This is a genomic window from Actinomadura montaniterrae (genome assembly GCF_008923365.1).
In the GTDB taxonomy this organism is placed as follows: Bacteria; Actinomycetota; Actinomycetes; order Streptosporangiales; family Streptosporangiaceae; genus Spirillospora; species Spirillospora montaniterrae.
The window spans coordinates 1-11,376 of sequence record NZ_WBMR01000277.1; the positions used below are offsets into that span (position 1 = coordinate 1).

The following is an 11,376-nucleotide window of genomic DNA, read 5'->3' on the forward strand; positions in this document are numbered from 1 at the left end:
GGGTGTTCGGGTGGTGGGGTGGCGCTTGCGTACGGGGCCGCCCCTCCAAAGTCAAGGGCGCCTTCGGCGTCGCTACGCGATGGACTTCGTCCACCCTTGACTTTGGAGCCTCTGCGGCCCCTGGGCAGGTGATGGGGGCAGGCTCCGCCTGCCCCGCCCCGGTCGCGCCGCCCCCACCGTCCGCCCACGTAAGGGGAGACGGAGCGAGATCGGGGCGGGTCGAGCAGCCCGCACTTGGTATCACGTGTATCCCGCTCGGTGATGTTACGACTTCGCATTCCGGGGGTGCATGGGTGGCCGATAAAGGATCTCGATGTACATGATCCGAGCGTCCACGACGTCCAGGACCAGCATGCCTTTCGAGGGCGAGAGAGGTACGCACCGATAACCCGGGCCGTACGGCTGCTCTCGTGGATGTTCCGCAGTATGGATGCTCTGGCAAAAGTCATCGCCGCAGCCGCACTCGTCGACCAGCCGCAGATCCCACGCGCAGATCGCCAGTTCGCGTTCTCCTTCGCTCTCGAGGAGATCAGTCAACTCGGCGATGAGGTCTGGAAAGACATCGCGAATGAGGGGGTATTCCTGCTCCATGGGTGGAGAATAGCCGGAGGGGCAATCGGCACGCGATGAGAGTTTTCTTGAGCGAAGCTGGCACTACCGGTGAATCTGCTTCTTTGCTGCGGAGTGCGCCTTCGGGTGAAGTCTATGGTGCTGATGCGAGCTGGCTGCAACGGCGCATGAGGGTGATGTGCGGACGCGGCCGCACATCCGCACGCCCGCACGCCCGCGCGATGACGCGGGCATGCGTGTATCCGGTGTGGCGGTGTGGTGTGAAGTGCTGATCAGGCGGCCCAGTCGAAACTGGACGGTGGGCCGTTGTCGCCGGGTGGTCCGGTACTGGTTGCGCCTCGGGCGTCTGGTGGTGGTAGCAGCCGGTAGACGTAGCGCCCGTCGGAGTCTTTGGTGATGTGGATCTGGTCGGGGCGGGTGTGTTTGAACCGGTTGTGCCATCCGCAGGTGAGGGCGAGTTGGTCGATGTCGGTGGGTGAGTGTCCGAGTGCCCAGCCGTTGACGTGGTCGACCTCGCAGAGTGTGCCCGGGGTTTCGCATTCCCGCACCGCGCATGTGGGGTAGAGGGTTTCGAGGACTTGGCGTTGTGCTGCGCTGGCGAATCGTTCCCGGTGGCCGAGGTACAGCGGGGTGTTTCCGCGTCCGAGGAGGAGTGGTGAGACTCCGGCTGAGAGGGCGATGCGGCGGGCTTGCGGGGCGGGGATGGGGGTGCCGTCGGTGAGGCGGGCGGGGGTGTTGCCGCCGGTGAGGGTGTCCAGGTCGCAGATGACGGTGACCTTGGTGGCCTTGTGTCCGCCCGACAGCACGCTGGACAGGGCGGCGGCGGTGCGTTCGGAGAGATCCCGGTGGTCGTCGGGCCCGGCCGGCTTGGCCAGCGGAGCGAGCGTGCCGTCGAAGATGGCGGCGTCTTCGGGGTTCAGCCAGCCTTTGACGTACCGGCCGCCGTCCAGGGAACGGGTGGTGGTGAGCCAGGACTTGTCATAGCCGCGTTTGGTGTCCTCGTCGGGTGCGGCTTCGGTGCCGTCGCGTTCGGCGATGAGGTCGCGGATGCGGCGCCCGAACGCGGCGACCTTCCCGGCGGAGAAGCCTTGGTCGATGAAGCCGAGCAGGGTTGTCTCGGCTTCGGCGCAGTCGGTGTCGTCCAGGCGGGCGGTCGAGTCGGCGATGGTGGTGGCGTAGCCGTAGGACAGGTCGCCGGAGGCGAGTTGGGCGGCGACGTGGGGCAGGCGGTGGCGCTGCCGGGCGAGGGTGAGGCGTTCCTTGGCGCGGTTGTCGCGCATGCCGAGGCGTGAGCGGAGCCACGCCTGGGTGGAGGGATAGCCCCACCGCTGCTGTTCTCCGGTGGCGTCGACTCGGCCGATGAATCCGGCCAGCGCGCTTTCCTGCATATCGGCTGCGGCCGCGAGGGTTTCGGTGAGTTCCAGGCAGGCGGCCGCCGACTCGGGAGCCTCTCGTGCGGCCAGTTCGGCGGCGATCATCGCAGCGGCGTTCACCAATTCCATGGTGGACGCCTCGTTGAGATCGACCGTGACCGAATGCATGGGTTAAGTATATCGAATGGGGAGGGTGTTTGCTTTGGAAAGCGGTGTTATTTTTGTTGCTGAGGGGATAGGTATGGCTAGGTATACCTCTTAGTTTGGAGAAGGCTCCTCCTCGTGAAGGAGCCATTTAGTGATATCGCTCCGTCTCCCCTTACGTGGGCGGACGGTGGGGGCGGCGCGACCCGGGCGGGGCAGGCGGAGCCTGCCCCCATCACCTGCCCAGGGGCCGCAGAGGCTCCAAAGTCAAGGGTGGACGAAGTCCATCGCGTAGCGACGCCGAAGGCGCCCTTGACTTTGGAGGGGCGGCCCCGTACGCCAGCGCCGCCCCCACCGCCTCTGCGCCCCATGCTCGAACTCCCAATGACCAGATGCGAGCTGCGTGGCTGCGTGGCTGCGTGGCTGCGTGGCTGCGTGGTTGCGTGGTTGCGCGCGAGGCTCTACGTCCCGCACCCGCGGTGTGTTGATGGGCCGCTCTGTGGCAACGAGCATGCTCTGCATGGAGACGGGCGACCTGACCACACCGACAACCGGCGGCGAACGGGGCGAGCAGAGCAAGCAGGGCGAGCAGGACGTTCCGCTGCAGGTTCGGCGCACTGCGAGTTTTCAGCGCTGGTACACCGCTCAGCGCAATGCGGGCAATGCGCTGCTCGGAGCTCGTCCTGTCTGGACGTCAACGCCGGGCGAGGCACCGGGTGCGGCGCCTTGCGAGGAAAAGGGTGTGGTGTTCTTCTGGGCGTTGCATGTTCGGATGCATGTCGCCGCCGAGGACCGGATCAAGGACAACGAGGTCGTCATCTCGCGGCCGGACGTCTCCGTGGTGGCTCTGTATCGTCCTGGGCCGTCGTTGGACGAGACGGTGGTCGTGCTGGTCCGGGAGTTCCGTAGTCCGGCCTCCACACCCGACGGGTACGTCCATGAGCTGCCCGGTGGCTCATCACCGGCGACGATGGCGACGGCGATGGCGACGGCGACAGATGCGACTGGTCCGGATCCGTTGGTGCAGGCGGTCGATGAGGTGGCGGAGGAGACCGGCCTGCGGGTCGACCCCCGTCGATTCCGCGCGCATGGGAGCGGGCAGGTCGCGGCGACCGTGTCGGCGCATCATGCTCATCTGTTCTCGGTCGAGATCACTGATGAGGAGCTGGACTGGCTGCGGACGCGGCGGGACCGTCCGCACGGCGTCGAGGCGGATTCCGAGCGGACGTGGGTGGAGATCGCGACGTACGGGGAGATCCGCGCGGCGCGGCTCGTCGACTGGGCGACGCTGGGCATGCTCGCCGAGGCGCTGACACCCGCCGACACCGGCTGAAACCCCGTGAAACCGTGGTGAAAGCGGGCTGAAGGCGGCCTCGCCCAGAGTCTGCGGCATGACGACGAAACCGGTGCAGACGGCCATCGAGGTGGTCGGGCTGCGGAAGGCGTTCGGGGACAAGGTCGTGCTCGACGGGCTCGACTTCGAGGTGCCCCGCGGGACGGTGTTCTCGCTGCTGGGACCGAACGGGGCGGGCAAGACCACGGCGGTGCAGATCCTGTCCACGCTGATCGGCGCGGACGGCGGCGAGGCGCGGGTCGCGGGACGCGACGTCGCGCGGGACCCGGACGGGGTGCGGCGCGCGATCGGCGTGACGGGCCAGTATTCGGCGGTGGACGGCCTGCTGACCGGCCGCGAGAACCTGATCCTGATGGCCGACCTGTACCGGCTCGGCCGCGCGGAGGGGCGGCGGCGTGCGGACGCCCTGCTGGAGCGGTTCGACCTGGTGGAGGCGGCGGGGAAGCTCGCGTCCACGTACTCCGGCGGGATGCGGCGCAAGCTCGACATCGCGATGACGCTGGTCGCCGAGCCGCAGATCATCTTCCTGGACGAGCCGACGACGGGCCTGGACCCGCGCAGCCGCCGGGCGATGTGGGAGATGGTGCGGAGCCTGGTCGCCGGCGGCGTGACGATCTTCCTGACGACCCAGTACCTGGACGAGGCGGACCGGCTCGCCGACCGGATCGGCGTGCTGAACGGCGGCCGGCTGGTCGCGGAGGGCACGTCGGAGCAGCTCAAGCGGATGGTGCCGGGCGGCCACGTGGTGCTGCGCCTGGCCGGCCCGGACGGCCTGGACGCGGCGGCGCGGGTGCTGCCGGCGTCGGCGCGCGACGACGAGGCGCTGACGCTGCAGGTGCCGAGCGACGGCGGCGTCCGGTCGCTGCGGGCGCTGCTCGGCCGCCTGGAGGACGAGGCGATCGAGGTGGAGGAGTTCTCCGTCCACACCCCCGACCTGGACGACGTGTTCCTCGCCCTCACCGGCGACACCGCCGGTGACGCCGGGGACCAGCAGGACGACGAGCGGAAGGCGGCCTCGCGATGACCCCGATCTCCCAGGCGATGGCGGACTCGGCGACGATGCTGCGCCGCAACCTGCGGCACGCGCTGCGCTATCCGTCGCTGTCGGTCAGTTCGATCATCACGCCGATCCTGTTCCTGCTGCTGTTCGTCGGCGTGTTCGGCAAGGCGCTCGGGAAGGGCGTCGGCGGGGTCGACTACATCGACTACGTGACGCCGGGGATCATCCTGATGGCGGTGGCGTCGGGCTGCATGTCGCCGTCGGTGGCGGTCGCGGTGGACATGACGGAGGGCGTCATCGCCCGGTTCCGGACGATGCCGATCGCGCGGTCGTCGCTGCTGACCGGGCACGTGGTGGGCAGCATGATGCAGACGCTGATCAGCCTGGTGCTGTCGGTGCTGGCGGCGGTCGCGATGGGGTACCGGCCGGACGCGGGGCTCGGCGGCTGGCTCGGCGCGGCGGGGCTGATGGTGCTGCTGACGTTCGCGCTGACGTGGTTCGCGGTGGCGCTCGGGCTGCTGGCGAAGGGCCCGGAGGGGGCGAGCAACTCGCCGCTGCTGATCCAGTTCCTGCCGTTCCTCGGCAGCGCGATCGTCCCGCCGGACTCGATGCCGGCGGGGGTGCGGTGGTTCGCCGAGTACCAGCCGTTCACGCCGATGATCGAGGCGCTGCGGAAGCTGCTGATGGGGCAGCCCGCGGGGCACGACGCGGCGGTGTCGGTCGCGTGGTGCGTGGGCGTCGCGGTGGTCGGCTACCTGTGGTCGAAGCGGCTGTTCAACCGCGATCCGTCGCGCTGACCCAGGCGCGCAGCGCCGCGCGGGCGGCGTCCCGCAGCCCGTCCCGGTCGAGGCCGGCGTACTCCGACACCGCGTCGGCGTACGCCGGCCCGGCGGCGTCCTGGGCGGTGCGGCGGGCGGCGTCCGGCGCCATCGTCGGCTGGAACGTCCGGACGAAGTTGAGCCGCTCGGCCAGCGCGATCATGCGGGCGGCGCGCGCCGGGTCGCCGCCGCGGGCGAGGTCGGTCATGGCGAGGGCGAGCAGGATGCCGCCCTGGACGGGCAGGTCCATGAAGAACGCCGGGACGGGCAGCGGCGGGTCGCCGAGCAGCGCCGCCAGCTTGGCGGGGAGCGCGGCGGCGATGTCCTCGACGAGGTCGAGCCGGCCGTGCCGGGCGTGCGCGACGACGGCGGCGATGTGCGACTCCAGCGTCCAGGGGTCGAAGGCCGGTTCGATGGACGGGTCCGCGTCGCGCTCCAGCCGGCCGATGGCCTCGCGCCACAGCCGCAGCCCGGTGCCGGTGTCACCGCGGGCGAGCGCGACCTCCGCGCGCGCGCCGATGTCGAAGGTGGCGGTGCCGTAGGACTCCTCGGGCCCGGCGACGAGGGACCGGTCGAGCCAGCGTTCCGCCTCGTCGTACTGGCCGAGGTGGAGGTGGACGCCCGCGATCGCCCAGTGCAGCCCGAACATGTCGCGCCATCCGTACTGCTCCATCAGCCGCAGGGCGGCCATCAGGTGTGTCAGGGCGCGCTCGTTGTCGTCGACCTGCATGAGCAGTTCGCTGAGCCGGGAGTGGGCGGCCAGCCCGACCCAGGGGGTGACGGGCGCCTCGGCGGCCTTCAGCACGACCTCGGTGGCGGCGAGCGCCCCGTGCAGGTCGCCGGCCCGTTCCAGCACGTATCCGGCGACGACGTCGGCGACGCCGGCGAGCAGCGGTTCGCCGCTGGCGCGGAGCTCGTCGAGGGTGGTGGAGCCCTCCGCGAGGATCTCCGGCGCGGACCGGACGACGAGCGCCATGGCGCCGCCCAGCGTGGACGGCGAGGGCGGCGGGAGCCGGCGCAGCGCGACGAGCGTGCGCGTCACCTGCGGGCCCTTCAGCACCAGCGAGATCATGGAGCACAGCGCGAGGGCGGCCCGGGTGGTGGGGACGTCCTCCGGCGCCGGCCGGAACATGGTCAGCACGCCCGAGACCTCCCCGGCGAGCGCGGACAGCCGGGTGAAGGCGGACTCGATCGTCCAGAGGGCCCCGAGGACGGCGGTCACGGCGGCGACCGAGGGGCCGTCGCGGCGGGCGAGCGCGTGCCGCAGCGCCTGCTGGAGGTTGTCCTGCTCGGCCCGGACGAGCTCGATCGTCTCGAGCGGTTCGGCCTCGAACAGCCGCTCGTGGTGGGCGGTGCCGAACTCGCGCGCCCAGGCGAGCAGGCCGGTGACGGCCCGCTCGGTGTCGCCGGCCTGCTCGCGGTGCGCGGCGCCGAACTCGCGGACGCTCTCCAGCATCCGGAAGCGGGTCCCGGCGCCGGTGTCGGCGACGACGAGCAGCGACTGGTCGGCGAGGTCCTCCAGGATCTCCAGCACGTCGTCGCCGACGAGGTGGCGGGCGGCGCCGGCGGTGAACCCGCCGGGGAGGACCGACAGCGCCCGCATCGCGGCGCGGGACCGCGGGTCGAGCAGGTTCCAGCTCCAGTCGACGACGGCGTGCATGGTGCGGTGCCGGGCGGGGGCGTCGCGGGCGCCGCCGCGCAGCAGCGCGAACCGGTCGTCCAGCCGGCGGGCGATCTCCGCGACCGACATGACCCGCACGCGCGCCGCCGCCAGCTCCACGGCGAGCGGCAGGCCGTCCAGGTGGCGGCACAGCTCCCGCACCTTCGCGGCGGGCAGGTCGGCGTTCGGGCGGGCGGCGCGGGCGCGCTGCTCGAACAGCTCGGCGGCGGTCGCCTCGTCCAGCTCGGGCAGCGCGTACACCGACTCCGACGACAGCCCGAGCGGCGCCCGGCCGGTGGTGAGGACGCGCAGGTCGCGGGTCATCGAGACGAGCGCGCCGACGAGCCCGGCGGCGCGGTCCACGACGTGCTCGCAGTTGTCCAGGACGAGCAGCGCCGGGCCGGGGCCGAGCGCGTCGGCGATCCCGGCGACGAGGTCGCCGGAGCCGCCCGGCCTCGCGTGCGCGCCCCGCGTCTCGCCGGCGCCGAGGACGGACGCGACCTCGCCGGCCACGTCGCCGTCCGGCGCGACGCCGGCGAGCGGCACGACGTGTACGATCCGCTGCTCGGCCGCGCGGGCGACGGCGTGTGCGAGCCGGGTCTTGCCGAGGCCGCCCGTCCCGACGATGGAGGTGACGCGGGAGGCGCGCAGCAGGCCGAGGACGTTCGCGAGGTCGGCGTCGCGGCCGAGCAGCGGGTTCGGCTCGTGGACGATGCCGCGCCGGACGGCGGGCGCGCCGTCGAGGGCGGTCTCGCGCAGCAGGTCCTGGTGGACGGCGCGCAGCGCGGGGCCGGGGTCGGTGCCGAGCTCGTCGCGCAGCGACCGGCGGTAGGACTCGAACCGGGCCAGCGCGGCGGACGGCCCGGCGGTCGCGGCCTCGCAGCGCAGCAGCTCGGTGAGGATCTCCTCGTCGTGCGGGTGGTCGGCGGCGAGGGCGGCGAGCGGGCCGGCCGCCTCCTCGCGGCGGCCGAGCCGGGACAGCGCCAGCGCGCGCGTCCGGACGAGCTCGCGGTAGGTCCGGGCCCGGTCGGCGCGCAGCTGGGCGAGCGGCGACAGGGGGGCGCCGCCGGACGCGTCCGGCGGGCCGTCGAACAGAGCGAGCCCTTCGTCGGCGTGCGCGAGCGCGCCGGCATGGTCGCCTTCGCGCGCGGCGCGGGCGCTCTCGGCCGCGCTCGCGACGACGGCGGACGCGTCGACCGCCGACTCGTCCAGTCCCAGCCGGTATCCGGTCGGGGTGCTGGCGATGACGTCGGGGCCGAGCTGCGACCGGGCCCGGGAGACGACGACCTGCAGCGCCTTGCCCGGGTTCTCCGGCCGCTCGTCCGGCCAGAGGCCCTCGACCAGCCGGTTCACGCCGAGGCCGGTGCGCGGTTCGGCCGCGAGCAGCGCGAGGAGGTCGCGCAGCCGGGGGCCGGTGACGTCGCGTCCGCGGCAGGCGACCCGCGACAGCAGCGCCAGCTCGACCTTCACCCGGGCGGTCTTCACACGGACAGCGTAGAGCGTGTCACCGCAACTCGCGATAGGTCGCGAGTTGCGGCGACTGCCGGGCCTTGTGTCAGTTCGTCCGGTAGTGGCGGCGCAGCGCGATCCCGGCGGCGACGCCGCCCGCCAGCGCGCCCGCGCCCGCGGCGGCCGGCAGCGCGACCATCGTCACCTTCCGGCCGGTCCGGAAGTCGTGGATCGGCCAGCCGTGCTCCTTGGCGTGCTCGCGCAGCGCCCCGTCGGGGTTGACGGCGTGCGGGTGCCCCACGGCCGTCAGCATCGGCAGGTCGTTGATCGAGTCGCTGTAGGCCGAGCAGCGCGCCAGGTCCAGCCCCTCGCGCGCCGCGAGCGCCCGGACGGCCTCCGCCTTCGCCGGGCCGTGCAGCAGGTTCCCGACGAGCCGCCCGGTGTAGACGCCGTCGCGGGTCTCGGCGACGGTGCCGAGCGCGCCGGTCAGCCCGAGCCGGTGCGCGATCGTCCGGGCCACCTCGACGGGCGTGGCGGTGACCAGCCACACCTGCTGCCCCGCGTCGAGGTGCTGGAGGGCGAGGGTGCGGGTGCCGTGCCAGATGCGGTCGGCCATCACCTCGTCGTAGATCTCCTCGGAGAGCCGGACGATCCCGGCGACCCGCTGCCCGGCGACGAACGCCAGCGCGGCCTCCTTGGCGCTGCCGATGTGCTCGGAGTTCTCCGTGCCGCGCAGCCGGAACGCCGCCTGCCCCCAGGCGAACATCGCCAGGTCCCGCATCGTGAACAGCTTGCGGGCGGCGAGGCCGCGCGCGAAGTAGTAGATGGACGCGCCGCGCATCATCGTGTTGTCGACGTCGAAGAACGCCGCCGCGGCGGGGTCCGGCTCGGGGAGCGGGCTCGGTTCGGCCGCCGCCGCGGCGGCCGCCTCCCCGGCGCTCACGTGGTCCTCGTCCTTGCCGCGCTGCCAGAATCGCCGCATACGCCCGAGCCTAATCAACACGCGCGTTCCGGCCGTCCTCCCGCGCCTCATTGCGATCGTTGTCACTGGCGTCTCCGGCGGCGGTCATCAGGCGCTCGCGCAGCATCGCGCGGAAGCGCGGGTCGGGGCCCGGCTCGGCGGACCCGGCCCGGCCGGGGCGCAGCCCGTCGAGCCGCCGGCCCGCCTCGGCCCTCTTGTCGTACCTGCTCCTCACGCCCGCAAGAACGACCGGACGGCGCGGCGGGTTACGGCCCGGCCGTAACTGACAGATCGTCCAATAAAGCGGAGGGTCGGGGCCTGTCTCAAGTGGGCCGGGACTGTAAACACGGCCTAGCCGCGCAGGTCGTCGGGGAGCATCCGGGCGAGCGAGCGCACGGCGCGGTACTGCAGCGCCTTGATCGCACCCGACTTCTTGTCCATGATCAGCGCGGTCTCGGCCACCGACAGCCCGTGCATGAACCGCAGCACCACGCACTCCTGCTGCTCCGAGCCGAGCCGGCGGACCGCGGCGAGCAGCGTCCGGTGCGTCATCGCGTCCAGGACGGCCCGCTCCGGCCCCTCCTGCGCGCGCTCGGGCTCGACCGGGTCGGCCGTGCAGACCTCCAGCCGGTAGCGGCCCGACTTGAAGTGGTCCGCGACGAGGTTGCGGGCGATGGTCACCAGCCAGGCGCCGAAGTCCTTGCCCTGCCAGCGGAAGTCGCGGATCCGCCGGAGCGCGCGCAGGAACGTCTCGCTGGTGAGGTCCTCGGTGAGGGAGTGGACGCCGACGCGGTAGTAGACGTACCGGTAGACCAGCTCGACATAGTGGTCGTAGAGGGAGCCGAACGCCTCGGCGTCGCCCTCGCGGGCCCGCAGGACCAGCGCCTTGAGCACCTCGGCGCGGTCGGCGCCGGCGGCGGACTCCCGGGAACGCCGAGGAAGCGGGACGACCCGGGTTTCGAGGGCCAAGCTGCTCATGCAGGTCTCCTCGGGGCGTACGCGACCTCCGACGCGATCTGCCACTCTAGATACCGATCCGTACAGCAGGCAATGGGCGGGGAGCCCTCCGCGGGCGCCCGGTGAAGACGGCGGTTACCTCTCATCGCCCGCGATCGGGCACCATGGGGACGCCATGGTCGATGCCCTCATCGCGTTCGTTGCGACCCTTGGTGCCCTCGCGGCCACCGGGTTGCTCGTCCAGCGCGCCTACAAGGACCGGCTGCTCTACCTCATCGCCTGGTCGTTCACCCAGGTCGGACTGACGCTCGCGCTGCTGTGCATGGCCATCGGCTTCATGGCCGGCTACAACGGCCTGTTCTTCCGCGTCATGGAGCTCGGCGCCGCGCTCATCGGACCGGTGTGGCTGGCCCTCGGCATGATCGAGCTGATCGCCCGGTACGTCCAGGTCCGGTTCGGCGCCTGGCTGTTCACGATCTCCTACACGGTCGTCGCGATCGTCATCCTGCTGGTCGACCCGCTCAAGGGCTCGCTGTCCAAGAGCCTGCCGAAGCCGAGCGACACCTACGACGCGCTGCCGCTGCTGCTGATCGACGGCGCGCACGTCGTCGCGGTGATCGCGCTCGTCGGCTGCACGGGCGTCACCGCCTACCTGGCGAGCAAGCGCGACCGCGAGGCCGGCGAGCTGCTCATCCCGGTCGCGCTCGTCGCGCTCGCCGGGGTGCTTGTGGTCAGCGGCACGCGCGGGTTCCTGCCCGCCCCGCTCGCGGTCATCGCGCTCGGCGGCGCCGCCGGCCTCGTCTGGTACGGCGCGATGCGCACCATCCCGGTGTACGAGGACGACGAGGGCTACGACGAGTACGGCGAGGAGTACGCCGACGAGCCCGCCACCGGCTACGAGGAGCAGGCGTACGCCGGGCCGTCGCACGCGCCGTCGCACGCCGCGCCGGCCGAGCCCGTCCCGGCGCCGACGCCGCCCGCCGACCCGCGCCGCGGGGAGCTGCGCTTCCCCGACCCGGCGCCCGCCGAGGAGCTGCGGTTCCCCGACGCGCCCGCGATCGAGTCCCCGGCCCCCGCGGCCTTCGACCCG

Annotated in this window: 10 protein-coding genes; 4 read left to right on the forward strand and 6 right to left on the reverse strand. The window is 72.3% G+C overall.

Annotated elements, in window-relative coordinates; genetic code table 11:
- Positions 1-264: 264 nt before the first annotated feature.
- Both F9B16_RS45065 and F9B16_RS45070 read right to left on the reverse strand, forming a co-directional pair.
- Positions 265-591, reverse strand: coding sequence for a hypothetical protein (locus F9B16_RS45065; protein WP_225992509.1), 327 nt, complete (start codon positions 589-591; stop codon positions 265-267).
- Positions 592-842: 251 nt separating this feature from the next.
- Positions 843-2,111, reverse strand: coding sequence for an HNH endonuclease signature motif containing protein (locus tag F9B16_RS45070; protein WP_151546416.1), 1,269 nt, complete (start codon positions 2,109-2,111; stop codon positions 843-845).
- A gap of 496 nt (positions 2,112-2,607) precedes the next feature.
- Here F9B16_RS45070 and F9B16_RS45075 point away from each other — a divergent pair, with 496 nt between their 5' ends.
- From F9B16_RS45075 to F9B16_RS45085, 3 genes are read left to right on the forward strand one after another with little or no spacing between them, the layout of a single operon-like run.
- Positions 2,608-3,420, forward strand: coding sequence for an NUDIX hydrolase (locus F9B16_RS45075; protein ID WP_151546417.1), 813 nt, complete (start codon positions 2,608-2,610; stop codon positions 3,418-3,420).
- A gap of 58 nt (positions 3,421-3,478) precedes the next feature.
- Positions 3,479-4,465 (forward strand): ATP-binding cassette domain-containing protein, encoded by a 987-nt coding sequence (locus F9B16_RS45080; RefSeq protein WP_151546418.1) that lies wholly within the window; start codon positions 3,479-3,481, stop codon positions 4,463-4,465.
- Positions 4,462-5,238: an ABC transporter permease gene (locus F9B16_RS45085; RefSeq protein ID WP_151546419.1), complete on the forward strand. Its 777-nt coding sequence runs from the start codon at positions 4,462-4,464 to the stop codon at positions 5,236-5,238. Before F9B16_RS45080 ends, F9B16_RS45085 begins: the two co-directional genes overlap by 4 nt.
- Here the strand turns inward: F9B16_RS45085 and F9B16_RS45090 are convergent.
- From F9B16_RS45090 to F9B16_RS45105, 4 genes are all read right to left on the reverse strand, one after another.
- Entirely contained in the window at positions 5,216-8,404 is a 3,189-nt protein-coding gene (locus tag F9B16_RS45090) for an ATP-binding protein (RefSeq protein ID WP_225992510.1), read from the reverse strand. The genes F9B16_RS45085 and F9B16_RS45090 overlap by 23 nt on opposite strands.
- Before the next feature lie 70 nt (positions 8,405-8,474).
- On the reverse strand, positions 8,475-9,350 hold the full coding sequence (locus F9B16_RS45095; RefSeq protein WP_151546420.1) for an HAD family hydrolase: 876 nt from the start codon (positions 9,348-9,350) through the stop codon (positions 8,475-8,477).
- Between the two features lie 10 nt (positions 9,351-9,360).
- Positions 9,361-9,564: a hypothetical protein gene (locus F9B16_RS45100; RefSeq protein WP_151546421.1), complete on the reverse strand. Its 204-nt coding sequence runs from the start codon at positions 9,562-9,564 to the stop codon at positions 9,361-9,363.
- Positions 9,565-9,680: 116 nt separating this feature from the next.
- Complete coding sequence (locus F9B16_RS45105) at positions 9,681-10,307, reverse strand: sigma-70 family RNA polymerase sigma factor (protein WP_151546422.1); 627 nt, start codon at positions 10,305-10,307, stop codon at positions 9,681-9,683.
- Between the two features lie 154 nt (positions 10,308-10,461).
- On the opposite strand from F9B16_RS45105, the gene F9B16_RS45110 reads away from it, so the two are divergent.
- The coding region (locus F9B16_RS45110; RefSeq protein ID WP_151546423.1) for a hypothetical protein at positions 10,462-11,376 on the forward strand (915 nt) is incomplete at its 3' end.